This is a genomic window from Thalassotalea agariperforans, assembly GCF_053470345.1.
Genome location: NZ_JBQMWH010000008.1, coordinates 77,627 through 104,411 on the forward strand (window position 1 = coordinate 77,627; position 26,785 = coordinate 104,411).

General features: G+C 37.8%; 20 protein-coding genes. 12 read left to right on the forward strand and 8 right to left on the reverse strand.

Annotated elements, in window-relative coordinates; genetic code table 11:
- Positions 1–180 precede the first annotated feature (180 nt).
- The 4 genes from ACSLUO_RS11765 (at position 181) to ACSLUO_RS11780 (ending at position 5,832) form a co-directional block, all read left to right on the forward strand.
- Entirely contained in the window at positions 181–1,212 is a 1,032-nt protein-coding gene (locus tag ACSLUO_RS11765; protein ID WP_448248729.1) for a LacI family DNA-binding transcriptional regulator, read from the forward strand.
- 83 nt (positions 1,213–1,295) lie between these two features.
- Complete coding sequence (locus ACSLUO_RS11770) at positions 1,296–2,543, forward strand: acetate kinase (RefSeq protein ID WP_448248730.1); 1,248 nt, start codon at positions 1,296–1,298, stop codon at positions 2,541–2,543.
- Positions 2,543–4,693 carry a phosphate acetyltransferase gene (pta, locus tag ACSLUO_RS11775; RefSeq protein ID WP_448248731.1) on the forward strand — a complete coding sequence of 717 codons (2,151 nt, stop codon included), beginning with the start codon at positions 2,543–2,545 and terminating at the stop codon, positions 4,691–4,693. The genes ACSLUO_RS11770 and pta overlap by 1 nt, the downstream gene beginning before the upstream one ends.
- Positions 4,694–4,944: 251 nt before the next feature.
- Positions 4,945–5,832, forward strand: coding sequence for a hypothetical protein (locus tag ACSLUO_RS11780; protein ID WP_448248732.1), 888 nt, complete (start codon positions 4,945–4,947; stop codon positions 5,830–5,832).
- Between the two features lie 34 nt (positions 5,833–5,866).
- On the opposite strand, the gene ACSLUO_RS11785 is transcribed toward ACSLUO_RS11780, so the two are convergent.
- The 3 genes from ACSLUO_RS11785 to ACSLUO_RS11795 all read right to left on the reverse strand — a co-directional run bounded on the left by ACSLUO_RS11785 (position 5,867) and on the right by ACSLUO_RS11795 (position 8,401).
- The gene (locus ACSLUO_RS11785; protein WP_448248733.1) at positions 5,867–6,109 is read right to left on the reverse strand and encodes an RNA recognition motif domain-containing protein; all 243 of its coding nucleotides are present in this window, start codon (positions 6,107–6,109) and stop codon (positions 5,867–5,869) included.
- Between the two features lie 197 nt (positions 6,110–6,306).
- Entirely contained in the window at positions 6,307–7,731 is a 1,425-nt protein-coding gene (gene pyk / locus ACSLUO_RS11790; RefSeq protein ID WP_448248734.1) for a pyruvate kinase, read from the reverse strand.
- A 214-nt stretch (positions 7,732–7,945) separates the two neighbouring features.
- A complete protein-coding gene (locus tag ACSLUO_RS11795; RefSeq protein ID WP_448248735.1) occupies positions 7,946–8,401 on the reverse strand; it encodes a methylglyoxal synthase in 456 nt (151 codons plus the stop codon).
- A 195-nt stretch (positions 8,402–8,596) separates the two neighbouring features.
- Between ACSLUO_RS11795 and sbcD the strand changes: the two genes are divergently transcribed.
- The 5 genes from sbcD (at position 8,597) to ACSLUO_RS11820 (ending at position 15,543) form a co-directional block, all read left to right on the forward strand.
- On the forward strand, positions 8,597–9,886 hold the full coding sequence (gene sbcD, locus ACSLUO_RS11800; protein WP_448248736.1) for an exonuclease subunit SbcD: 1,290 nt from the start codon (positions 8,597–8,599) through the stop codon (positions 9,884–9,886).
- Between the two features lie 2 nt (positions 9,887–9,888).
- Positions 9,889–13,773 (forward strand): SbcC/MukB-like Walker B domain-containing protein, encoded by a 3,885-nt coding sequence (locus ACSLUO_RS11805; protein WP_448248737.1) that lies wholly within the window; start codon positions 9,889–9,891, stop codon positions 13,771–13,773.
- Positions 13,774–13,834: 61 nt separating this feature from the next.
- Positions 13,835–13,966, forward strand: a complete 132-nt coding sequence (locus ACSLUO_RS11810; RefSeq protein ID WP_448248738.1) for a hypothetical protein — start codon at positions 13,835–13,837, stop codon at positions 13,964–13,966.
- Between the two features lie 98 nt (positions 13,967–14,064).
- Positions 14,065–14,958 carry an EamA family transporter gene (locus ACSLUO_RS11815; RefSeq protein ID WP_448248739.1) on the forward strand — a complete coding sequence of 298 codons (894 nt, stop codon included), beginning with the start codon at positions 14,065–14,067 and terminating at the stop codon, positions 14,956–14,958.
- Between the two features lie 102 nt (positions 14,959–15,060).
- Positions 15,061–15,543 carry an FKBP-type peptidyl-prolyl cis-trans isomerase gene (locus tag ACSLUO_RS11820; protein WP_448248740.1) on the forward strand — a complete coding sequence of 161 codons (483 nt, stop codon included), beginning with the start codon at positions 15,061–15,063 and terminating at the stop codon, positions 15,541–15,543.
- A gap of 292 nt (positions 15,544–15,835) precedes the next feature.
- On the opposite strand, the gene yfbR is transcribed toward ACSLUO_RS11820, so the two are convergent.
- The 5 genes from yfbR to ACSLUO_RS11845 form a co-directional block, all read right to left on the reverse strand.
- Complete coding sequence (yfbR, locus tag ACSLUO_RS11825; RefSeq protein WP_448248741.1) at positions 15,836–16,441, reverse strand: 5'-deoxynucleotidase; 606 nt, start codon at positions 16,439–16,441, stop codon at positions 15,836–15,838.
- Positions 16,442–16,486: 45 nt separating this feature from the next.
- Positions 16,487–17,701: a pyridoxal phosphate-dependent aminotransferase gene (locus ACSLUO_RS11830; RefSeq protein ID WP_448248742.1), complete on the reverse strand. Its 1,215-nt coding sequence runs from the start codon at positions 17,699–17,701 to the stop codon at positions 16,487–16,489.
- Between the two features lie 184 nt (positions 17,702–17,885).
- The gene (locus ACSLUO_RS11835) at positions 17,886–19,604 is read right to left on the reverse strand and encodes a proline--tRNA ligase (RefSeq protein ID WP_448248743.1); all 1,719 of its coding nucleotides are present in this window, start codon (positions 19,602–19,604) and stop codon (positions 17,886–17,888) included.
- Positions 19,605–20,101: 497 nt separating this feature from the next.
- The gene (gene pyk / locus ACSLUO_RS11840) at positions 20,102–21,553 is read right to left on the reverse strand and encodes a pyruvate kinase (RefSeq protein ID WP_448248744.1); all 1,452 of its coding nucleotides are present in this window, start codon (positions 21,551–21,553) and stop codon (positions 20,102–20,104) included.
- 94 nt (positions 21,554–21,647) lie between these two features.
- Complete coding sequence (locus ACSLUO_RS11845; RefSeq protein WP_448248745.1) at positions 21,648–22,493, reverse strand: MurR/RpiR family transcriptional regulator; 846 nt, start codon at positions 22,491–22,493, stop codon at positions 21,648–21,650.
- A gap of 303 nt (positions 22,494–22,796) precedes the next feature.
- Between ACSLUO_RS11845 and zwf the strand changes: the two genes are divergently transcribed.
- Genes zwf through edd form a run of 3 tightly spaced genes read left to right on the forward strand, consistent with a single transcriptional unit; the run spans position 22,797 to position 26,781 of the window.
- Entirely contained in the window at positions 22,797–24,269 is a 1,473-nt protein-coding gene (zwf, locus tag ACSLUO_RS11850) for a glucose-6-phosphate dehydrogenase (RefSeq protein ID WP_448248746.1), read from the forward strand.
- A complete protein-coding gene (gene pgl, locus ACSLUO_RS11855) occupies positions 24,269–24,961 on the forward strand; it encodes a 6-phosphogluconolactonase (RefSeq protein ID WP_448248747.1) in 693 nt (230 codons plus the stop codon). The genes zwf and pgl overlap by 1 nt, the downstream gene beginning before the upstream one ends.
- A gap of 2 nt (positions 24,962–24,963) precedes the next feature.
- Entirely contained in the window at positions 24,964–26,781 is a 1,818-nt protein-coding gene (gene edd, locus ACSLUO_RS11860; RefSeq protein WP_448248748.1) for a phosphogluconate dehydratase, read from the forward strand.
- Positions 26,782–26,785: the final 4 nt, after the last annotated feature.

Consider the following 26,785-nt stretch of genomic DNA (forward strand, 5'->3'; position numbering starts at 1 on the left):
AGCGTTAACTTTTTATTGGTATTTTCAACCTTGTTTATATTATTTGTTTGTTAATAACTTATAGCTAGCTTTTGTTTTACATAGCTTAACTAGATATTTTTATTCTTTATTTAATATGTTAGTCTTTAACAATATGTAAGTTGTAACAATCGAATTTCATCGATAAGCAGAAAGGTCTACATGGTAAAAGCAAAACGAGCACGTATTCAGGATGTTGCTGAAAAAGCTGGCGTGTCAATGATGACAGTTTCACGGGTGTTAAATCAAGATGCCAAAGTTAGTGATAAAACCCGTCAAAAGGTCATGCAATTTGTTAAAGAGTTAAATTATCGTCCTAATGTATCAGCCCGCCGTTTAGCCAGTACCAAGTCATTTTTTATTGGTTTATTATACGACAACCCAAGTGCCTCATATGTTAGCCAGTTTTTATTAGGTTCTTTAAAACGTTGCCGTGCCAGTGGTTATCATTTGGTTGTTGATGAAGCTGATCCTGATCTTGAGATTACTTTAGCGTCAGTGAAAGATCTTATTGATGTCACTCAAGTTGACGGTATGATTTTATTACCGCCTGTTTGCAATATGCCGGAAGTTGTTGCTATGTTGCAAGAGTCGAAAGTGCCTTTTGTTCGCATTTCTCCTGATAGCAACTTAACGTCATCACCTTATGTTTGTTTAGATGATTATCAAGCTGCCTTTGAGGTTACTGAAAACCTGATCCGACAAGGACATAGCAAAATAGGCCATATTATTGGTCATCCTAATCAAGGATCAAGCCGTTTACGTTATCAAGGGTATCTTGATGCCTTAAGATCAAATGAAATAACAGTACCGCCTGAATATATTGAACAGGGCTTCTTTACTTACAAATCGGGTTTGAGTGCAGCAACCAACATGCTGGCATTACCTGATAAACCCACTGCTATTTTTGCCGGTAATGATGATATGGCGGCGGCTGCAATTGCCGCAGCACATATGAAAAACATTACCGTACCCGATGAATTATCTATTGTTGGTTTCGATGATACTCAACTTGCCACAACTGTTTGGCCTTGTATTTCAACGGTACGTCAGCCCATTCAAGAAATGGCTGAATTAGCGATAGAGCTATTAACGTCTGGTCGTTATGACGATCTATCACAGGTTAATCCGCGTGAATTTCGTCATGTCCTTGATTTTAAAATTATTGAGCGCGAATCAAGCCAAGCAATTTAATTCGAATAGTTTGATTTAGCTCTACTTTTTTTTTGATTATTTCAGCTATATTTATATCAATTCTTTTTTGTTGATATAAATATATGACTGATTTTGTTCTTGTTTTAAACTCTGGAAGTTCTTCGGTAAAATTTGCCGTTATTAATGTACAAACCACCGAGCAAGTTTTGCATGGTATTGCCGAATGTTTAGGCGCTTTAAATGCGCAAATTAGCTGGCAACACAGCGGCTTGCCTCACTCTACTGCACAATCACCGGCCAATCAGAAGCATACACATGCATTGGCTGAAAATAGTTACCATCTGGCCGCAATTCAAGCCTTGGTCGAAATTATTAACCAACATCAATTAACTAGTGCAATTAACGTGATCGGTCATCGTGTTGTTCATGGTGGTGAGAAGTTTTTTAACTCGGTGGTAATAACTGACGAGGTTGAGGCTGAAATAAAAGCTAATAATAAACTTGCCCCTTTGCATAATCCCGCCAACTTATTAGGTATTCAAGCAACTAAAAAACTGTTTCCACATTTAAAGCAAGTAGCGGTATTTGATACTGCGTTTCATCAAACCTTAGCTAAAAAAGCCTTTTTATATGCAATTCCTTATTCGCTTTATCAATTAGAAGGGATCCGTAAATATGGTTTCCATGGTACCAGTCATCGCTATGTGGCGGAACAAGCGAGCCAATTGTTAGATAAAAAGTTTAGCGAGTCTCACTTGATCACGGCACATTTAGGTAATGGCTGCTCAATTTGTGCGATTAAAAATGGTGAAAGTGTTGATACCAGTATGGGGTTTACGCCACTAGGAGGTATTTGCATGGGGACACGCAGTGGTGACGTTGACCCTGGCTTATTAAACTTTTTAGTCAATGAATTAGCTTATTCAATGGAGCAGGTTGATCAGGTATTAAATAAACAAAGTGGTCTTTTGGGTATTTCACAATTAAGCAATGATTGTCGAGAGTTACAAGAAGCGGCACAAGCGGGCAATAAACAAGCGGAATTAGCGCTTGATGTTTTTAGTTATCAAATTGCTAAAACGATTGCTGCTTATACAGTCCCATTAGGGAAGCTTGATGCCATTGTTTTTACCGGAGGTATTGGTGAAAACTCAGCTTATGTGCGAGCAAAAGTGGTGTCATTATTAACTATTTTTGGCTTGGTATTATCTGAACAAGAAAACATGAATAAACGGTTTGGTGAGCAAGGTTGCATTACCAGTAATGATGGGATCAAAGCGTTAGTTATTCCAACTAATGAAGAATTAGTTATTGCGCTTGATGCCATTGCATTATTGCAAGACACCAGTAATGAAAAGGAGATTTGTTAATGACTAAACGCATTATGTTAATTCCGGTTGGTTCAGCGGTTGGGCTAACTTCTGTTAGTTTAGGGCTGTTAAGAGCATTTGAACAAAAAAATATTGATGTCGGCTTTTTTAAACCAATTTCACAACCTAAGCCAGGCGAAAATGGACCGGAAAAATCAACCGAAATCATCAGAAAAACTAGCCATATTGAGCCGCCTGAACCATTTGATTTAGCTTATGCTGAAAAACGGTATAGCCAAGGGCAACAAGATGTTTTATTGGAAGATATTGTTGGCCGTTTTGAAACCTACGCCAAACAAGATCAAACCATCATTATTGAAGGCTTAGTACAAACTCAAGAACAAAATTATACCGTTAGACTTAATCGTATGGTAGCCAATGCATTGGGAGCCGATGTTGCTTTTGTTGCCACTATTCATGATCAAGATGAATCCATTGATGAGCTATTAGATATCGCTGCCAATCATTATGGAGGGGTGAGTAGTGAACATGTTTTAGGTTGTATCTTTAATAAAATTGGTGCGCCGGATGATCCTTTGGCTATCGAGCAGAACGAATTTAGTAATGATTTACCGGCTTTTTTGTTTGAGAATTTAACTAATAAAATTCATCAATTACCAATATTTAATGAAAAGTCATTTAAATTATTAGGGGTAGTGCCTTGGAATTTTGATCTGGTTGCGCCACGAGTTAAAGATTTAGCCAATTATATTGATGCCCAAATATTGAACACTGGCGATATGGAGCATAGACGCTTACGCTCTATTAATTTTTGTGCGCGTACGGTTGCGAACATGATCGGTCATTTTACCCCGAATACCTTGTTAGTTACGCCCGGTGATCGCTCAGATGTTATTATTGCTGCTTGTTTAGCGGTAATGAATGGAACAAAACTGGGGGCTTTATTACTCACCGGTAATATTCGACCAGATCATAAAATTATGAAATTGTGCCAGCAAGCCTTTAATGCTGGTTTGCCATTATTGCTTACTAATCATGATACTTGGCAAACAGCTTTAAAACTTCAACGTTTTAATTTTGAAGTACCGATAGATGATTTACAACGAATAGAAAAGGTAAAGAATCATACGGCACAATTTATCAATAGTGATTGGGTTAATAGTATCGGGCAAGTAAAACCATTAGAAAAATCTCATGAATTTCGGCCAATGTCTCCACCCGCATTTCGTTATTTACTGACCGAGCGCGCTAAAAGAGCTAATAAAACCATCATACTTCCTGAAGGAAATGAAGTGCGGACAATTAAAGCAGCGGCACTTTGTGGAGAGCGAAAAATAGCACGTACTGTGTTATTGGGAAATCGTGATGAAATTTTAACAACAGCACAACATCAAGGGGTTCAATTAAATGACTACGTTACCATTATTGAACCAGAAAGTATTATTGATCAATACGTAGAAGACTTAGTTGCTTTAAGAAAACATAAAGGCTTAACGCCGGTTGTTGCCAAAGAGCAGTTAGCTGATCCGGTTGTGTTGGCTACCATGATGTTAGCCAATAACAAGGTGGATGGCTTAGTTTCGGGAGCTGTTAATACAACGGCAAATACCATAAGACCTGCGCTACAACTTATTAAAACTGCACCTGAAGCCAGTTTAGTTTCATCGGTATTTTTTATGTTATTACCTGAACAAGTACTTGTTTATGGTGATTGTGCAATTAATCCTGATCCTAATGCTGAACAATTAGCGGATATAGCAATTCAATCGGCAGACTCAGCTAAAGCTTTTGGTATTGAACCGCGTGTTGCCATGATAAGTTATAGTACTGGAACGTCAGGTCATGGTAGTGATGTTGAAAAAGTGAGACAAGCCACTGAAATAGCACAAGCGAAACGACCTGAGTTATTAATTGATGGGCCATTACAATACGATGCTGCTGTCATGGCTAATGTTGCCAAGAAAAAAGCCCCAGAAAGTAAAGTGGCTGGCCGTGCCACCGTGTTTATTTTCCCTGATTTAAATACAGGCAATACGACTTATAAAGCCGTACAACGTAGTGCTGATTTAGTAAGTATTGGCCCTATGTTACAAGGCATGAATAAACCTGTGAATGATTTATCAAGAGGTGCTTTAGTCGAAGATATTGTTTACACCATTGCTTTAACGGCAATACAAGCGGCGCAATAATATAATTATTTGTTGTTTATAATATCCCAAACAACGAGTGTTGCTTGGGATATCATATCTATAGAATGTTCGAAATTTGATAAAAACCGACTAAAATTAATAACAGAAAATTAATTATACCAACTCCATTAAGTTTGTGATCTTGTTGTCCGTAGGCAACATAAATTATGGCAAGGCGCTTGATTGAGCAATAGCTTGATATTGAAAGCAACGCAGCCATGTAATGAAATTGGTATTAGTTAGGTAAAGCTATGCAAGATTTGGAACGAGTTAAACGCGATTTTTATCAGCAAATGGGTGACTGGCTGCGGATAAATGAACGTATTAGTTTATCGAGTGTTACCTTTATTAGTTTATTTATCGCGACAGTAGCAGTGCTTTGTGCAAGTTATTTTGCCTTTTCAAATAATAACTTGAGTCGCCAAAATGTTGCTTTGTTAGCAAATAACAGCCAGTTGCAACAGCAAGTAGATAGTCAAACTTATCAACAAAATAGTGCGTTAACTGAGCTAAAGTTTAAATTAAAATCAGCTATCAATAGGGAAGATGAGCTTAAAAAAGAGCAGCGAAAACTAAATACTGAAATAAACCAAACAAAAAGCAAAATAACCACACTTAATACGTTAACAACTAAACTTACAGCAGATAAATTAGCCCTTGAGCAGAAATTACAGCTTAGCCAAACTCAAGTTATTCAACAGAAAAAATTATCGGATAAAAACAGCTTAGATTACGCCCGTTTAAATAGTGATTATATTAAATTAAATACCGAATTAACGGAGCGCATCAAAACGGAATCTAGCTTAGCTAAATCGTTATTAATAAAAACCATAACACCAATATGGTTTGAACCCTCAGCTTATTTTAATCATCAAGCGGTGATAGCACTTTATACCAATCAACAACCAGAAAAACTCACTTTATTCGAGCAAGAGGTTGACTATGTTTATTACAAAATATCAGGTGCAGAAACAGCGTCAGGTAGTGACGTGTTCCGTCCAATTGCGGTTAGTGATAAACAACGAGGTTTATATTTTATGGTTTATAACAATAGTGCTAAAAATTGGGCGGGTAAGGAGAAATTTGCTTTTATTAAATTTAAAGGACAAAGCAAAGAACATGTTATTTCTTTTTACTAACAACAAACAACATGCGCTTTAATGTGATTAAGAATTATTCGTCTAACGCTAACTTTACTCGAATTTTATTATTAGCCACTTTCATGTGATGTAAGCTGGCAAGGGCGGCATGTGCTTCTTTTTCATTAGGCATAACAACAAAGCCAAAACCTTTCGACAAACCGGTTGCTTGATCCAATACTAAATTACACTCATTTACTGTGCCGTGATTGGAAAATAAAATTCTAATTTCTTGTTCCGTGGTTGAGCGAGAAAGGTTACGAACTAAAAGTTTCATAATGAACCATAGTGTTTTTATAAGTTAAAGTCATTGTCTCAGGTGCTAAGCGCTAGACCAAGCTATTTATGATTTATCGGCAATAAAAAAGGCTTAAATTTTCATTTAAGCCTTTTGGGTAATCATTTCAATACTTATCGTGTTATTTGTTCTTCAACACTAGGGTCTATTATGCGTAAATTATGCTTTAAAAAGCATTAATCTCTCGCGATAAAAGAAGCAACCGTGTTAACTTCCATGCGGTTAGTTTTGCCTTTAGGTGCGCCAGGTGCACTTTTAGCAATAACCACTAAACTGTCGTTGTTAACAATGTTCTTTTCAACTAATGGCATAATTGAGTTTTTGATCACATCTTTACGCTCAGGCACATCAACTAAATAAGCGTCAACACCGTAGCTTAACGATAATAAACGTAAAGACTCAGGTGTATAACATGCAGCATAAATAGGCGCAGCAGGGCGATGTGAAGCAATTTGACGAGCAGTTGAACCTGTAGCTGTTGGTACAACAATCGCATCAACGTCTAAGTCGCGTGCTGATTTAGCAACTTGCTTACAAATGTAGGCTTGTAAGTTATCTTTGTCAGCTTGGGTTGCATCTAAGTTAATGCCATGAGCAATTTTTTCTTCAACGTGTTTTGCAATTTGTGACATAGTGTCAACTGCTTCAAATGGGTAATCACCGTAAGCTGATTCACCTGAAAGCATTAATGCATCAGTACCATCTAATACCGCATTGGCAACGTCAGAAATTTCTGCACGTGTAGCACGAGGGTTTTGGATCATACTTTCTAACATTTGTGTTGCCGTAATTACAGGTACTTGTGCAGCAATACATTTTTGGATCATTTCTTTTTGTACTAATGGTACTTCGTAACCTGGAATTTCAATACCTAAATCACCACGCGCTACCATAACACCGTAAACAACTTCTAAAATTTCATCTAGGTTGTCAACGCCTTCACGGTTTTCAATTTTAGCGATAATTTTAATTGATGAATTTTTAGCGTCTAAAATGTCTTGTACATCTAATACATCTTGTTTGTTACGAACAAACGAATGGGCAATAAAATCAACACCCGCGTCAATCGCCATTTCGATAAAGGTTTTATCGCGGTCCGTTACTGAAGGTAAGTTAATTTCTACACCTGGAACGTTAACACTCTTTTTCTTTTTAATTTTACCGTTGTTTAATGCCGTTGTGTAAAGGTTGCTATCATCTTTACTATCAACAACTAATTCTAATAAACCATCATCAATTAAAATGCGAGCGCCTACTGGTACATCGTTAACAAAGCCTAAATAGTTTACTTGTACTGCTTCTTTCGTGGTCGGAACATCTAAACCGTCAGCACGGAAAGTTACTTTGTCGCCAGTTTTAATGGTCAAATCTTCTTCAATTTTAAGATTTGTACGCATTTCTGGGCCTTTGGTATCAACAAGAACCGCTAACTTTTCACTAACAGCACGAACGTTTTCAATAACTTTACGTGTGTCTTCAGGTGTTTGGTGAGCGGTGTTTAAACGAATTACGTTTACACCACGTTTGAATAATTCACCGATAAATTCTACGTCACCTTTAAGGTCCGATACTGTTGCTACAATTTTAGTTTGTTTTGTCATTTTTCCATTCACAAATTTCAGAAGAATATTTCGGCCGCTATTGTAATGAATTTCTATAATTAATGCTGCCTTTATAGCGATTAATTTTGGACTTTTTGAGCTGTTTTTTTAGAAATGGCTAAAATAGGGGATATCTTGCCTAAAAAACATGGTCAATTAGAGGCTGAAATTAATCCGCCTCTAATAAATAAAAAGTGATAGAGGTAAAAAACCACTAAGTACGAGAGGCTAAATAACTTTCATAATCGGGGATAGTTTTCTCATAACTGCTGGCAAATAAGCTTGAATTAACTAACATATCAGCGGTTGATTCATTACAAGCTACGGGAATATTCCATACGGCTGCTAAACGAAGTAAGGCTTTTACGTCAGGATCATGAGGTTGTGCGGCTAACGGATCCCAAAAGAAAATCATCATATCTAATTTTTGTTCCGTGATCAGAGCACCTATTTGCTGATCGCCACCCAGTGGACCGCTGATCAAAGGGGTGATATCAAGATCCGTATTTTTACTTAACAAGGTACCGGTTGTACCAGTGCCATAAAGGGTATGTTGTGATAGTGGTTGTTGATATTTTTGACACCAAGCTAACAATCTATTTTTCATGTTATCGTGGGCAACTAAAGCAATAGTTTTTTTAGCGGGAGAAGTTACAGTTTTAAAAAGCATAAATGAGTTTATTTTCAATTAACATAACAACACACTAACGTGTTTTGTCGGTGCTGTAAAATGGAGAATATCCGCTGAATAATATTTAAGCAAAATTACCCAGTTTGCTTTAATAAACTTAAAAATTGCTGTTACTTATTATCAATATAGGTAGAATTGACCTTTGTTTTTTCACTCGTTTAAATTTGTTTTATTATGCGCATTATACACACCTCTGACTGGCATTTAGGTCAGCATTTTTTTGGCAAAAGTCGCGCAGTTGAACATAAACAATTTTTACATTGGTTAATTGAACAAGTGTTAGCAAATGATGTTGCGGCCATTATTGTTGCCGGTGATATTTTTGATACCGGCAATCCGCCAAGTTATGCCCGTGAATTATATTTTGATTTTGTCAGTGACTTACATAAACAAGCACCATTTTGCCAGTTGGTAATTTTAGCGGGTAATCATGACTCAACGGCGATGATTGGTGAATCAAAACAGTTGCTTAGCAAGTTTTCTACTTATGTTATTCCGTCCGTATCTGATGATATTGATGCACAACTTGTTGAACTAAGTGATCAAAACAATAATAAAGCGATTGTTTGTGCAGTGCCTTTTATTCGTCCACGTGATGTTTTAAAAAGTAGTGCCGGACAGTCAGCACAACAAAAACAGCAGCAATTGCAACAAGCAATAACAGCGCATTATCAAGCTTTGTATCAACAAGCTGAGCTTTTAGCGCAAGATAAATACCCAATCATTGCTACCGGCCATTTAACCACCGTTGGTGCAACGACTTCAGACTCTGTTCGCGAAATTTATATAGGCACACTTGATGCCTTTCCTGCTAGCTTTTTCCCAACGGCCGATTACATCGCATTAGGGCATATTCATCAAATGCAAAATGTTGGAAAATCTGAACATATTCGTTATTGTGGCTCTCCTATTCCTTTAAGTTTTGATGAAGCCAAACAAGACAAAAAAGTGTTGTTAGTTGATGTTAATGCTAAACAACCCCCAAAAATTAAACCTTTGGTTATCCCACGTTTTCAGCCTATGGCTATGGTTAAAACTACCGTTGATGCGGTAACGGAAGATATTAACGCTTTAGTTGCGCCTTTAAGCGATGGTGTTAGTTTATGGTTAGATATTGAAATTGAATCAAGCGATTATCACAGTGATATGCAGGCAAAAATTACTGAGCAGTTACAAGCATTAATTGATAATAAAAAAATTGAAATTTTACTTATCCGACGTAGTAAACAACAGCGACAGTTGTTGTTAGACGAGCAAGAAAAAATCACGTTAGAAGAATTATCACCCAATGAAGTGTTTAGCGAGCGTTTAAAACAAACGGATTGGCCGGAAAGTGATAGTAACATTGATGATAAAAAACAGCGTTTAACGCAGTTATTCCAACAAGCCTTAGATAAAATGGCGGTGTCACCAGCAGAACAACCACTTGCTGTGAGTGCCGACACATCGGAGCAAGATAACTAAACATGAAAATTCTTAGCTTACGATTTGAAAATATCAATGCCTTAAAAGGCGCTTGGCATATTGATTTTACTCAAAGTCCTTTTGACGACAATGGGCTGTTTGCCATCACAGGGCCAACCGGTGCCGGTAAAACAACCTTGTTAGATGCAATTTGTTTAGCGCTGTATCACCAAACACCTAGGCTGACAATATCCGATAAGCAAAACCAGCTCATGACACGTAATACCGCGAATTGTTTAGCCGAAGTAGAATTTGAAGTGAAAGGGCAAGGCTATCGGGCTTTTTGGTCTCAGCGTCGCGCTAAAGGGCAAGTTGATGGGAAATTACAAGCAGCTAAAGCAGAGTTAGCGACCTTAGATGGTAAAATACTGGCGGAAAAACTATCTCAAGTTAGAGCTGAAATCACGCGCATTACAGGTTTAGATTTTGCACGTTTTACTAAATCAATGATGTTATCACAAGGGCAGTTTGCCGCTTTTTTAAATGCATCACCTAATCAACGAGCTGAATTATTAGAAGAGCTAACGGGAACGGAAGTTTATGGTTTAGTGTCGCAACAAATTTATCAAGATCATAAAACCGTACTTGATAACTTAAAGCAGCTAAAAGCGCGTAACAAGGATATTGCGGTATTATCTGAACAAGAGATCAGCGAACTTGAAAACGAACTTGCTCAGTTAAATAAGCAAGAACTCACGTTAAATAATCAACGTGAGTTTTTACAAAAACTAGCCAACTGGAAGCAACAAATTAATGAGGCTGAGCAGCAGTTAACCTTGGCGCATGGTCAAGAAAAAATGATCAGCCAAAAGTATCAATTAGCACAAGCCGATTTAACAAAATATGAGCTGGCTGAGCCGGCGGAAAAGCTACGAGCAGAATTTCAACAGTTAGAAAAATTAACTGAAAAAGTCACTTTATTGCAAAGCCAGTGTTTGGAAGAGCAAAAGCAAGTAAAGCTTGTGCAACAAAAAGTCATTGAACAGCAAGCGCAATTTGACAAGTTTGCAATAACGCAGCAGCAAGCAGAGCAAAGTCACCAGCAATTAGAGCAATTAATGGTGGAGCAAGTTACACCGTTAGATAATCAAATTCATTATCAGCAACAACAAATTACCCACCTTAATGAGCAGCAAAAGGCACTTAGTACTGAGCAACAAAATATTGCCAAGCAGCGTGCTGATAAAAACAAGACATTAGAGCAAGTGCAGCAAGAAATTGCCAAGCAACAACAATTTCTGAATGAGCACCAATATTTGTTAACTTTGCAACAATCGTTACCTAAATGGCGGCAAGATGTTGAGCAAGTTATTAAGTTTCAAGAAGACGTTAACAATCTTGAAAATAAAAAATTAAATCATGAAAAAAACGCGCAGCAATTAAGACAAACTTTAGCTGAGCAAACACAGCAATTAGACGATTTGTCAAAGCAAAGTGGCACGTTAAAAAATCAACTTGAGAGCACGTTAGCAAATAAATTAGCATTATTTTCACAACTTGAATTTGTCGATTTTTCAGCATTTGAAAAGGTAAATGAAGCCGTTGAAAATGAAAGTAAATCGCAAACATTATTGCAAAGAACACGCTTAATACAGCAACTTCTTGGGCAAAGCCAAGCCCAGCAGCAGTTGTATTTGAAAGCTCATCATCAACAGCAAGAGTTTACTAAAACACAGCAAGAAATAGCAGGGTTAACAACACAAGTTAATGTTTTAAAAGAAAATAATTATAACATTGAACAGCAATTGATTTCGTTACGCGTTACCTATAAAGAATCAAAACAAACTGTTGATGACCTCTCATTGATTGTAAAACAGCATAATGCGATTATCGACCTTGCGAAATATCGTAGTGAACTTCAAGCACAACAACCTTGTCCGTTATGTGGTTCAAAAGAGCATCCCGCTATTCATGATTATCAACCGATCACGGTCAATGAATACGAAGAACGCTTAACCTCAGCACAACAGGCATTAGAAAAGTTAGTGTTAGAAGGCCAGCAGTTAGGTTATCAAAAAGAAACGAATAATAAACAGCTTACTGAACTTGACGAGCGCATTAAAAAAGAGCAAAAACAATTAACGTTATTATCAGAAAACTGGCACTTATTAAGCCATGATTTAGCGCAGCAATGTGCAATTGATAATACTGACAAGTTGGCAGAATTAACGCAGCAAAACGATCATCAATTAATAAAATTACAGCAGGTAATTTCAGATCTTGAGCCGTTAAATATTGCAGGTCAAAACATCGAACAAGCAATTGCGGACGCAGAAAAATCAGTCTTAGTGTTAGCAGGTCAAAAACAGCTTAGCGAACAAAATTTAGCGCAACTGCAAGTTATGCTTAAGCAAGACAGTGAGCAGGCGGCTGTTTTTCAAGAAAATAGCCAGCGACTTAAGCAGCAAGTGTTAGCTGAAATTACGGCCTTATCACTTGTGCCGCCAGCATTTGAACTATTAGCGGATTGGTTGAAAGAGCAAGATTTACAGTTTGCGGAATATGAGCAACGCCAACAAGCCTTAAATACTCATGCGCAAGAGCAGCAAGCGTTATCACAAAGTATTGCTGTTTTTGATGAACAGTTAGCTAGCCGAGAAAATCAGTTATCAGTAACTAAGCAAGATGTTGCACAATTAAACGATACATTAGTGGTATTACAGCAACAGCGTTCGAGCTTATTTGCTGATAAAAACGTGAGCACTGAACGCGAAAAGTTACAGGCTGAAAAAAACGAATTAAAATTACGTTATCAAACATTACAAACAGAATTACAGCAACAAAATCAAATTTATCAAAGCAAACAAGGAAATTTAGCGGCACTTGAAAGCCAACATCTAGCCTTGAGCGAAGAAAAAACACAGGCCATAGAACATTGGCAAACGTTGTTACAAGCAAGCTGCTTTGCTGATGAAAACGCATTTAAGCAGGCGCTATTACCCATTGAAGAAATTGAGCGCTTAAAGCAATTGACCACCAGTCTTGCGAGCGAAAAACAAACGGTGGCGGCAAAATTACAACAAGCACAAGCACGGTTCAGCCAATTAGAGCAGCAAGCACAAAATGAATTAATTAATTATCAACTCGCAGGTGAACAGCTCAGTCAAAAATTGCTAACCGCTTTGTTATCTGTTGACAGCCAAGTAGATGTTAACGCTTTAACAAACACAGCCATAACATTAGCTGACTTATTATCGTTAAAGTTATCGGTTATTGAGCAAGCATTAGCAAGCGTTAATCAAAACTTAAAGACAGTGCAAATAACCTTAGGACAGCAGCAGCAGCGGTTATCACATGATCAACAAACCCGAGAGCAGCAACTTTCCTTATTGCAAGAGATCAGCCTTGTGGAAGCTGAGCTTGATGACTTAAGCCAGCTTAATCACTTGATCGGCTCAGCTGACGGAAATAAATTTAGGCGCTTTGCTCAAGGGCTTACCTTAGGGCATTTAGTCTATTTAGCGAATCAACGTTTATTAAAGCTTGATGGTCGATACCAATTACAGCGTAAAGATAGCGATGCTTTAGCATTAGAAGTACTTGATACATGGCAAGCCGATAGTGTGCGCGACACGGCAACTTTATCTGGTGGCGAAAGTTTCTTAGTCAGTTTAGCCTTGGCATTGGCGTTATCGGATCTAGTGAGTGCTAAAACCAGTATCGATTCATTATTTTTAGATGAAGGGTTTGGTACCTTAGATAACGAAACCTTAGAAATCGCCCTAGATGCCTTAGATAGTTTAAATGCCAGTGGTAAAATGATCGGCATTATCAGTCATGTTGATACGCTAAAAGAGCGAATTTCTGTTCAGATCAAAGTGAAAAAACAAAATGGCTTAGGTTATAGTCAACTTGAGCCGCAATATCGATTTATCGAACAAGATTAGGGTTTGTTGAACTTTGTTTATATTTTCAGCAATAGGCTATTTTAAGTGATAGCAAAGCAGAATGAACGTTGTTTGGTTATTCCAAATGAGTGAAATTCTAATGCAGCTAGCGCAAAAAATAGCCATTGCCCCCTGTGGGCTGAGACTAAAATCGCTTTACTGGGCGTTAAAAATTATTGGTTTAGATGATTAAACGACATAATTTCAGCCTTGATTAAAAACGATTTTAACTCTCAGCTGAATTATTAAACAAAGATAAACATACCCTGATATAACTTTATTAAAGGATTAGTGACTTTGTATACTTGGATTTATTTCACCTTATTAGCCGCAACCATGCAGGCGGTAAGAACAGCCGGTCAAAAACAACTTGGCAGTAAACTTAATACTATGGCGGCCTCAGGGGTACGTTATATTTTTGCTTTGCCCTTTGGTTATTTATATTTATATGGTGTCACGGAATATACCGAATTGGCGGTGCCGAGTTTAAATAGCCAGTTTGTGATTTATGCGCTTTTAGCTTGTGCCGCTCAAATTATTGGGACAGCTTGTTTAGTGGCGGCGTTTAAATACCGTAACTTTGCTGTTTCAAGTAGTTTATCTAAAACAGAAGCAATTCAAATCGCCATTATTGGTGCGATATTATTTTCTTCACCGTTGAGCTTGTTAGGCTGGGTATCGGTGATCATTAGTGCAATTGGTGTTTTCTTTTTAGCGAAAGTTAAGTTTCACTTGAAAGACTTAATTGCTAACCCTGGGGCGGGTTATGGTTTGGCCTCAGGCTTAGGTTTAGCGTTTGCTACGTTGTTAATTAGAGAAGCAAGTTTAGCTTTATCAACCAATTTATTTTTAAGTGCTGCTGTGACTTTGGTGTTTATGATCACCGTACAGTCGTTATTTTCAGCGATCTATTTGTGGTTTGAAGACAAATCTCAGTTTGGTTTAATGGTAAAACATTGGCGTTTAGCTTTGTTTGTTGGGGTAACAAGTGTGCTCGGCTCTATTGGCTGGTTTACGGGCGCAAGCTTACAATTAGCCGCTTATGTGAAAGCGCTTGGTCAAGTTGAGTTTTTTATTACCTTGTTATTAACTTATCGAGTCTTTAAAGAAAAAATAAGCTTAGCTGAATATATTGGTATGGTGTTAATCGTGTTAAGTGTTTTAATCTTGTTGTTATGGGCTTAATGGTATTGCTTAACCTGAGCAGGGGATAAAAATGATTAGCTCGGCCATGTTAACTTTGTTAGAATCGCCGCCATTATTTCCCCTTAACAATTGGTTAAATTAATGAGTATTACAAAAAACAGTGTTGTGCAATTTCATTACACACTTAAAGATGAAGCCGGCGAAACCTTAGAGTCGTCATACGACGGTGATCCGGTAGCTTATTTACATGGTCATGACAACATGATCGTTGGTGTTGAAAAAGCGCTAGAAGGTAAAGCAAAAGGTGATGAATTTACGGCGACAGTAGCCCCAGCCGATGGTTATGGTGAAATTGAACCTGATGCACAGCAACGTATCCCAACTAAACATTTACAGGGTGCTAAACATTGGGCACCAGGCATGATGGCAACGGTAAATACTGAACAAGGTAAACGTCAGGTTACGGTAGTGAAAGTAGGGCGCTTTATGGTAACGGTTGATTTAAACCATCCACTTGCGGGTAAAACCTTAGTATTTGATATTAAAGTTGAAGATGTTCGCGAAGCAACCGAAGAAGAAATTCAACATGGCCATGCTCACGGTGTGGGTGGTCATCATCACTAAGTGTTTGATAACGACTTAATGTAAAACTTAACCTGAACTAGGGATAACAACTTGCTTTCTAGCAGCTGTTTTTCCTTGTTACTGCGTTAAATTTAATTGCAATAGGCTCGCTATTGGCGCTTAAATTTGCCTTGTACTAAGAAAAAACATCAAGCTAGAATAGAGAAAACATAAAAATATATGTATTTCATATGGTTAGCTAATTTCTTATCCCGAGTTCAGGTTAACTTACAAAAGCAGATATCACATCTGCTTTTTTTATTTTTGTTTAATATCATTCCGTATAATATGGTTATTTGACCGGATTAAGCCCAGATAATTGATCAAGTGTTGCAACACAGCTTTTTGCAAAAGTATCTAAAAAGTATTGTACTTCCGGTAGTTCAGTCACAATAACCGCCAGTTTCTTTTCTAAATTTATTTTTACGTGAGCAAATTCTTGATTACCTAAATGTAATTCATCAAGGGTTTTTAAATAAGCAGATAAAACATCCGCGGCTTTAATAATCGGCTTGTAAGCTTTATCGACATTATCTTGAACGATAATATCTTCAAAATACTCACGAAATTCTTCCGGTAATGAGGCTAAGCATTCTTGTTCGGCAAGTGTTTCTAAGCGTTTAAATTCACGGGTAATTTCAGGGTTGTGATACTTAGTATTATGATTAAGATCTTGATGACGGGCTTCGCTACATTCATGATATAAAGCTAAGGTGGCAGCGCGATCAGGATTTAAATTGCTATTAAACTTTTTATTTTTAATAACAATTAATAAATGTGATATTACCGCGACCATATGTGAATGTTCGGCGACATTTTCCGGTTTAACACAGTGCATTAACGCCCATCGTTTGATGAGCGGCATGCGGTAGATCCAAGCGATAAAGGTACTATTCATTAGATCTCCTTTGGGTTTAACGGCTAGCTTTGCCTGTATTGTTTGTTATTGCTGATAGGTTGCAAAAAAACGTTTTAGTTTTCTAAGAGCAGGCCCTAATTCATCAACATGTGGTAAAAATACTAATCGGAAATAGCCTTTTTCTTGAATGTTAAAAGCGCGACCATGAACCAGTAAGATTTTTTCTTGTTTAAGAATATCTAACACCATTTTTTCATCGTCTTCGATATTAAATTTTTCCATATCCACTTTTACAAACAAATATAGTGCACCCATAGCTGGCTTACATGAAATACCATCAATGGCATTAAGCTCTTTAAAAGCAAGATCTCGTTGCTTTTTCAAACGGCCATCACCATTGATTAATTCATTAATGCTTTGATAACCGCCTAACGCCGTTTGTATGGCATGTTGGCTAGGTACGTTTGCACATAAACGCATTGATGACAGAATATTTAACCCTTCAATATAATCAGCGGCATGTAGTTTTGGCCCGGTTAATACCATCCAACCAGCACGGAAACCGGCAATTCGGTAATTTTTTGATAAGCCTCCCATGGTAATGATCAAGACATCATCAGCTAAACTAGCTGTTGGAATATGCTTCGCACCGTCATATAAAATTTTATCGTAAATTTCATCACTGAAAATGATCAAATTATGTTGGCGAGCCAGTTCAATGATATCTAATAACACTTCTTTTGAATAAACGGCACCCGTTGGGTTATTTGGATTGATCAAAACAATTGCTTTGGTTTTATCATTAATTTTACTGGCAATATCTTCTACGCTTGGAAACCAATCTTTTTCTTCTTCACAGCGATAGTGAACAGGTGTACCACCAGCTAATGAAACAGACGCAGTCCATAGCGGATAGTCAGGTGCAGGTAAAAGTACTTCATCACCATTATTTAATAAGCCTTGTAGTGCCATAACGATAAGCTCACTGACACCATTGCCAATATAGATATCGTCAACACTAACTCCTAATATACCTTGTTGCTGAAAGTACTGAGTAACGGCAACACGGGCAGAGTAGATACCTTTAGAGTCGCTATAACCTTGTGAACGAGGTAGGTTATGAATAACATCTTTTAAAATATCATCTGGTGCTTCAAAACCAAATGGCGCAGGGTTGCCAATATTGAGTTTTAAAATTTTATGACCTTCGTCTTCTAATTTACGGGCTTCTGCTGCGATCTGTCCACGGATCTCATAACAAACATTATTTAACTTGGAAGACTTTTTAACTTTAGGCATGGACTGGTACCGTTACAAATATGATTCTAATAAAAGGTTAACTGCATTGTTGCTAAAAATTATGCAGAAAGAAACAGTTAACGACTGATTTTTTCAGGTATTTTCGCTATTTTTCAGCTTGACTTAAAAATACCAATAAAAAAGGGGCTAAACAGCCCCTTATTCAAATGAATACTGGGCGTTATCAGCAACTGGCAAATAACGACATTACTTCGCTAATGGCAATAAGTGATTTTTCACCTGTGGCGCGATGTTTAACTTCAATTTCTTGATTATCAAGGTTACGTTCACCAATAACTAATAATATTGGTGTACCAATTAATTCATGATCTTTAAACATGACACCAGGGCGTTCTTTACGGTCATCAAATAAAACTTCAATCCCTGCCGCTTGTAAGTCGGCATATAGTTTATCAGCCACTTCTTTTACACGAGCTGACTTTTGCATATTCATCGGCACAATAGCTACTTGGAACGGGGCGATAGCTGTAGGCCATTTGATACCATTTTCATCGTGGTTTTGCTCAATAGCAGCCGCAACAATACGTGAAACCCCAATGCCGTAACAACCCATGGTTAAAATTTCAAATTTACCAGATTCAGTAAGCACACCACAGTTCATCGCTTGTGCGTATTTTTTACCTAGTTGGAAAATATGTCCAACTTCAATACCACGTTTGATCACAATATTGCCTTGACCACAAGGGCTTGGGTCACCTTCAACAACATTACGAATATCGGCAACCGTATAATTGGTGATATCACGATCCCAATTTGCACCGGTAAAATGGTGATCATTGTCGTTAGCACCACAAACGAAATCAGCTAAATGTGCAGCACTGCGGTCAACAACAACAGGAATAGATAAGTTAATTGGGCCAACAGAGCCAACATTAGCACCGGTAGCCGCAAATACTTCTTCATCTGTTGCCATGGTTAATGGGGCTGCAACACCTGAAATTTTTTCAGCTTTAATTTCATTTAATTGGTGATCGCCACGTAAAACAAGGGCAATGATAGGTGCAGCAGCTTCGTCATCGGCTTGTTCACCTTTAACCAATAGTGTTTTAACAATTTGGTTTTCGTTAATGGCTAAAAAGTTAGCAACTTGCTCAATGGTTTTAACATCAGGGGTTGCTACTTTAGTTAACTCAGCATTGGCTGCTGGGCGCTCACCTTGTGGCGCTAATGCTTCTGCTTTTTCAATGTTAGCAGCAAAGTCACTAACATCACTAAAGGCAATATCATCTTCACCTGAGTCTGCTAACACGTGAAATTCATGCGAGGCTTCACCACCAATAGAGCCTGTATCAGCAATAACTGGGCGGAAGTTTAAACCTAAACGTTCGAAAATACGGCAGTAGGCATCAAACATTTTTTGATACGTTGCTTGTAAACACTCATCTGAGTTATGAAATGAATAGCCATCTTTCATTAAAAACTCACGACCGCGCATTACGCCGAAACGAGGACGAATTTCATCACGGAATTTAGTTTGTACTTGGAAAATGTTTAATGGCAATTGTTTGTAGCTGCTAATTTCATTGGCAACTAGCTTAGTGATCACTTCTTCGTGAGTTGGTCCTAAAACAAAAGGACGATTGTGACGATCGGTAATACGCAATAATTCTGGACCATAATCGTTCCAACGGCCTGATTCTTCCCATAAATCAGCAGGTTGAACAACTGGCATTAAGGCTTCAATGGCACCGGCACGTTCCATTTCTTCACGAACAATATTTTCTACTTTACGTAAAACTTTCAAGCCGGTCGGCAACCAAGTATATAAACCTGACGCGACATTTCTAACTAAACCAGCACGTAACATAAGTTGATGACTGATCACTTCTGCATTAGCAGGCGTTTCTTTTAAAGTAGATAGCAAATATTGGCTAGTACGCATTACAAGTAAATTCCGTTAACGGGTTAAATTTTTTAGGGCGCTATTCTAACAGGGCATGAACTAAGGAAAAAGTGTTATTTCATTGTCGCGCGCGGTATTTTTAGATAGCTATGGAGAGTAGGGGCTGTTTATCTTTGTTTAATAATTCAGCTGAGAGATAAAATTGTTTTCATCAAGGCTTAAATGATCTCGTTTAGTCATCTAAACCAATAATTTTTAACGTGGAGTAAAGCGATGATTATAGCCTCAGCCCGCAGGTTAATGGCTATTTTTTGCGCTAGCTACATTAGAATTTCATAAAATTTCAATTATTTAGTATAACCAAACAACGTTCATACTGCTTTGCTATCACTTGAAATAGCCTATTGCTGAAAATATAAACAAAGATCAACAACCCCTAATAGCTAAAGGCAACAAATAATGCCATAAAGAGTAAAGTGGAGAAACAAAAAAGGGCGCTAATAGCACCCTTAATTATCATTAAAATACCAAGATATTTAACTAATGTGTTTAGCTGTAACTTCTAACACTTTAACTGTGTTGGTTGCGCCAATTTCACCCATTAAATCACCATGAGTTAGAACAACTTTATCACCCGCTACTAACTTAGCTTGTTTACTGACAGCGGTTAGAATTTCATCGGCTAATAAGTTGTTATCAACGGCAATCGTTTCAAATGCCATTGGGTAAACACCACGATAAATAGCAGTTGTTGTTAACGTTTTTGCATGACGTGATAATGAGAAAATCGGTAAGCCTGAGGTGATACGAGACATTAATTTACTCGTGTTACCTGATTCAGTTAACGCTACAATGGCTTTTACACCTTCTAAATGATTAGCTGCATACATTGCTGACATCGCAATAGTTTCACCAGCACAATCGAAGGTTTCATCTAAACGGTGCTTAGAAATATTAACTGAACGATGTTTTTCAGCGCCAATACAAACATTAGACATTGCTTGTACTGTTTCTACAGGGAATGCACCTGCCGCTGTTTCAGCCGATAACATAACAGCATCAGTACCATCAAGTACGGCGTTTGCAACATCCATTACTTCTGCACGTGTTGGCATTGGCTGTGTGATCATCGTTTCCATCATTTGGGTTGCGGTAATAACAGCACGGTTTAATTGACGAGAACGGGCGATCATGTGCTTTTGTTTACCCACAAGTTCAGCATCACCAATTTCTACACCTAAATCACCACGCGCTACCATAACAACGTCAGAGGCTAGAATGATGCCATCAAGTGTTTCATTATCAGCAACCGCTTCCGCACGTTCCACTTTGGCCACAAGTTTAGCGTTACAACCAGCAGCTTCGGCTAATTGACGAGCATATTTCATATCTTCAGCATCACGTGGGAATGAAACGGCTAAAAAGTCAGTTTGAATAATAGCCGCTGTTTTAATATCAGCTTTATCTTTATCTGTTAATGCTGCAGCAGATAAACCACCACCTTTACGGTTGATGCCTTTGTTATTTGATAATGGACCACCAATAGTCACTTCAGTGAATACAGATGTTTCTGAGCTGCTTAAAACTCTTAGTTGTACGCGGCCATCATCAAGTAATAAAATATCGCCAGCATCTACATCTTGTGGTAATTCTTTGTAATCAATACCAACTTTTTCTTTGGTACCTTCACCTTTTGCTAACGTAGCATCTAATTCAAATTTATCACCAACAGCTAATTCAATTTTGCCATCTTTAAAAGTAGAAACACGAATTTTAGGGCCTTGTAAATCACCTAAAATGCCAACATAAATGCCTAATTCTTGTGAAATCTCGCGAACTAATTTAGCGCGGTTAATATGATCTTCGGCGCTGCCATGAGAAAAGTTTAAACGGACAACGTTAACGCCTGCGGCTAAGACTTTTTTTAATACTTCTCTATCTTCAGTTGCTGGCCCTAGGGTAGCAACAATTTTCGTTCTTCTAAGCATCTTGTAGACCTTATAGTTTTATGGGAAGTGAGCGTTTGGTTATTATATCGGTCACCGGATCCAATGGTGAAATAAATATGGCTTATATTCAGTATTATTTACGTTCAAAACGTGAACTGATCAAGCTGTCTTTAACGCGTTTTAAATGTTCACGGAAATGTGAATCACGTCTGAGTGTAAAGCCTGTGGCTAACACATCAATTAATGTTAATTGCGCTATACGTGAAGACATTGGCATGTATAAATCAGTGTCTTCTGCTATCTCCATCGATAGTACAATATTACAGATTTTAGCTAAAGGGGAATCGGCAGTGGTAATACCAATAACTGTGGCATTATTGTCTTTGGCAATTTTTGCTATTTCAACCAAAGATTTTGTTCTGCCGGTATGTGAAATAAAAATAACGACATCACCTTGACTACTATTGATCGCGCCCATACGTTGCATAAGTATGTCGTCAAAATAGACCACCGGAATATTAAAAGGAAAAAACTTGTTTTGTGCATCATGTGCAACCACCCCTGATGCGCCTAGGCCAAAGAAAGAAATTTTATTGGCTTGAATTAACAATTCGACACAACGGTTAATTAATGCAGGGTCTAAAGTTTTTTTCGCGAGCTCTAAATTAGCCATGGTAGATTCAAAGATTTTAGTCGTATATTCGGCAGTTGAATCATTTTCATCTACATGTCTGTTGACATATGGTGTTCCGTTAGCAAGACTTTGTGCTAGATGCAATTTAAAATCGGGATAGCCTTTGGTATCAAGGCGACGGCAAAAGCGATTTACGGTTGGTTCACTGATATTCGCTTGTTTAGCTAGTGCAGCTATACTCGCATGAATAACGGTACTTGGAGAATCTAGAATAACTTCGGCGACTTTTCGTTCTGATTTACTAAAAGTTTCTAGTTCGTTAGCAATTTTTTCAAGGATATTCATGAACATTAACCTAAAGGTTGGTCTAAATGTAATTAATTTTCATTTTAAAAAGCTTTAACGCATTTAAAATGAAAGTTAATTTCAAAATTAACAGTTAATATAAATCAAATTATCAAGAATTTGAAATATTTAATAGTAAATAAATTTTTTTGTGAGCTTAAGCTCTATAGATAGTATGATATTTCATAAAATCTGAGGCTTTTGTAATAAAATTACAAAAAAACCTTTACTGAAACCCAAATACCCGTTAAATTAACGCTAAATGTAATTTAGTTACATATTTAGTAAACTAGAGAAATATCTATGAATAATATTGAAAGCCAAGCTGCTAGTGAAATTGTCATCTTTGGCGCGTTAGGTGATCTATCTCGCCGTAAGTTACTTCCATCTTTATACCAATTAGATCGTGCCGGTTTAATTCATCAAGATAGCCGGATCATTTGTGTTGCTCGTCAAGAGCATACTAATGAGTCATTAATTGATGTAGTAAAAGAAAATTTTGCTAAATTTGTTCCTGAACATGAAATTGATCAAACAGCCTATGACCGTTTTTTATCACGTTTAGTTTACCAACGCGTAAACTTAACTGAGGTTAGTTCTTATCAAGGATTAGCTGATGCTGTTGCCGGCGGTCATGACATTCGAATTTATTACTTCTCAACAGCACCATCATTATTTGGTGATATTTGTGATGGTTTAAATGATGCCAAATTAATTACTGATAACGACCGCGTTGTGATGGAAAAACCAATCGGGCACTGTTTAGAGTCATCTAAAGTTATTAATGATCAAGTTTCGCGCTTTTTCAAAGAAAACCAAACTTACCGCATAGATCACTACTTAGGTAAAGAGACAGTACTTAACTTATTAGTAATGCGTTTTGCTAACTCATTATTTACTACTAACTGGGATCGCAACAGTATTGACCATGTGCAAATTACGGTTGCTGAAAGTGTTGGGGTTGAAGGCCGTTGGGGTTATTACGATGACGCCGGTCAAATGCGCGATATGGTGCAAAACCATTTATTACAAATTTTATCGTTACTTGCCATGGAGCCACCAGCTGATTTAACCGCTGATAGCATTCGTGATGAGAAGTTAAAAGCATTAAAAGCGTTAGTACCTATTAATAGAACTAACGTGAAAGAAAAAACCGTTCGTGGTCAATACTCGGAAGGTTTCTTAAATGGTGTACCTGTACCTGGTTATTTACAGGAAGAAGGCGCTAATACCAACAGTGATACTGAAAGTTTTGTGGCGATTAAAGCTGAATTTGATAACTGGCGTTGGTCTGGTGTGCCTTTTTACCTAAGAACAGGTAAACGTATGCCAGCTAAACACAGTGAAATTGTTGTTCAATTTAAAGCACAACCGCATAACATTTTTAAAGACAGCTACACCGACTTACCAGCGAATAAATTAACGATTCGTTTACAGCCGGATGAAGGTGTTGAATTGCAAATCATGAATAAAATTCCAGGCATTGCTTCACAAATGCAAATTCATGAAAACAAATTAGATTTAAGTTTCTCTGATACTTATGAAAATGAGCGTGTGATTGATGCTTATGAGCGTTTAATTTTAGAAGTGATCAACGGCAACCAAGCCTTGTTCGTTCGTCGTGATGAAGTTGAAGCCGCATGGGAATGGGCTGACGGTATTATTGATGCTTGGAAAGAGTCTAACGATAAGCCAAAACCTTATGCTGCCGGTTCTTGGGGACCAGTTTCATCTATTTCTTTAATCGCGCGTGACGACAGACAGTGGGTTGAATAATGTATCAATTAAATGAATTCGCTGACCGTTCAGCACTCGATCAAACATTGGCAGATAATGTTGCCGACATTTTAGCTGATGCTATTAAACACAAGGGTAAAGCAAGTATTGCGGTATCTGGAGGTTCAACACCAAAAGGTTTTTTCTCTCTTTTATCGCAAAAAGATATTGCTTGGGATCAAGTTACTATTACCTTAGCGGATGAACGCTGGGTAGATATTACGAGTGAAGCCAGTAATACCCGTTTAGTACACGAAAACTTATTAGTTAATAAAGCTAAAAAAGCACACTTTTTTCATATCAAACAAGGTGATGAGCTTAATGCAGAAGTGTTAAGTGATTTAATTTTTGCTGCCGACAGCAAATGTTTACCTTTTGATGTCTTAATTCTTGGTATGGGTGAAGACGGTCATACCGCGTCTTTATTCCCATGTAGTGAACAAATTGATGCCTGTTTTTCAATGTCGACAGCATCACTTTTAAAAGTAAAACCAACAACCGCACCACATGATCGTATTAGCTTTAGTTATAAAAGCTTAATTGCGAGTAAAAATATCTTTTTACATATTTGTGGTGATAACAAAAAGCCAGTTTTGGAAAAAGCTCTTGCTGGCGATAACGTTAAAGAAATGCCGATTCGCGGCTTCTTACAACATCCAACAGTAAATACCAATATATATTGGGCGGAATAATTATGAACTCACAAATACAAGCGATCACCGACCGAATTATCGAACGAAGCAAAGATACACGCTCAGCGTATTTAGCTAAAATTGATAGTGCTAAAGCAAAAACAGTACATCGTGCTAGTTTATCTTGCGGTAATTTAGCGCACGGTTTTGCCGCTTGTGGTAAAGAAGACAAATTGAAGCTTAAAGGTATCAATCATTCTGATGTAGCAATTGTTTCATCATACAATGATATGTTATCGGCTCACCAACCTTATGAAACCTATCCTGCTATTATTAAAGCGGCTGTTTCTGAAACTGGTGGCGTAGCGCAATTTGCCGGTGGTGTGCCAGCCATGTGTGACGGTGTTACACAAGGCCAACCAGGCATGGATTTAAGTTTAATGAGCCGTGATGTTATTGCTATGTCATCGGCTGTTGCTTTATCTCATAACATGTTTGATGGCGCACTAATGCTTGGTATTTGTGACAAAATTGTTCCGGGTTTATTAATTGCGAGTATGACGTTTGGTCATTTACCAACGGTTTTTGTGCCTGCTGGTCCAATGCCTTCAGGTATTCCAAATAAAGAAAAAGCTCGTGTTCGCCAGCAATATGCTAAAGGTGAAGTGGGCGAAGAAGAATTACTGGCGGCTGAATCAGCTTCTTATCATAGTGCTGGTACTTGTACTTTTTTTGGTACGGCAAACTCAAATCAACTTGTTGTTGAGATCATGGGCTTGCATTTACCTGGTGCTTCATTTGTTGCGCCAAATACGGAACTTCGTACCGAGCTTACTAAAGCCGCGGCGAAGCAAGTAACACGTTTAACGCAGCAAAATGGTAACTATATGCCGGTTGGCCGCATGATTGATGAGCGTTCAGTGGTCAATGCCATTGTTGCCTTAACAGCGACTGGTGGTTCAACTAACTTAACTATGCACTTAATTGCTTTTGCTCGTGCAGCAGGCATAATCATTGATTTCCAAGATTTTAATGATATTTCTGATGCAGTGCCGTTAATTACCCGTATTTATCCTAATGGTCATGCTGATATTAACCACTTCGAACAAGCGGGTGGTATGGCATTATTATTTAAAGAATTAATTGCCGCGGGTTTATTGCATAATGATGTAGAAACTATTTGTGGTAAAGGACTTGATGCTTATACTAAAAAACCAGTATTACAAGACGGTAAATTAGTTTGGGTTGAAGCAACTGATGTTTCAGGTGATCCTGAAGTAATTGCCACCGTAGCTAAACCGTTTAAACATGATGGTGGCTTAAAAGTACTAAAAGGTAACTTAGGTATTTCGGTTATTAAAACGTCATCACTTCGTGAAGGTGCTGCTGTTATTAAAGCGCCAGCTGTTGTTTTCGAAGATCAAAATGATTTACAAGCCGCTTTTGATGCCGGTGAGTTAGAAAAAGATTTTATTGCTGTTGTGCGTTTCCAAGGTCCTAAAGCACGTGGTATGCCTGAACTACATAAATTAACACCACCATTAGGGGTGTTACAAGATAAAGGGTTTAAAGTTGCATTAGTAACTGATGGCCGTATGTCAGGTGCATCGGGTAAAGTACCAGCTGCTATTCACCTTTGTCCTGAAGCGTTAGATGGTGGCTTAATTGCTAAAGTACAAACAGGCGATATGTTATCGCTTGATGCAGAATCAGGCGAGTTAAGTTTACTTGTTTCAGAAGAAGAACTTGCTAAGCGTGAATTAGCGTTATTTGAACAAGCCAAACATCATGAAGGAATGGGACGTGAATTATTTGGTGCGATGCGTCGTAACTTAAGTACGTCTAATACCGGTGCCTGTTCATTATTTGATAACGAATAAGGAT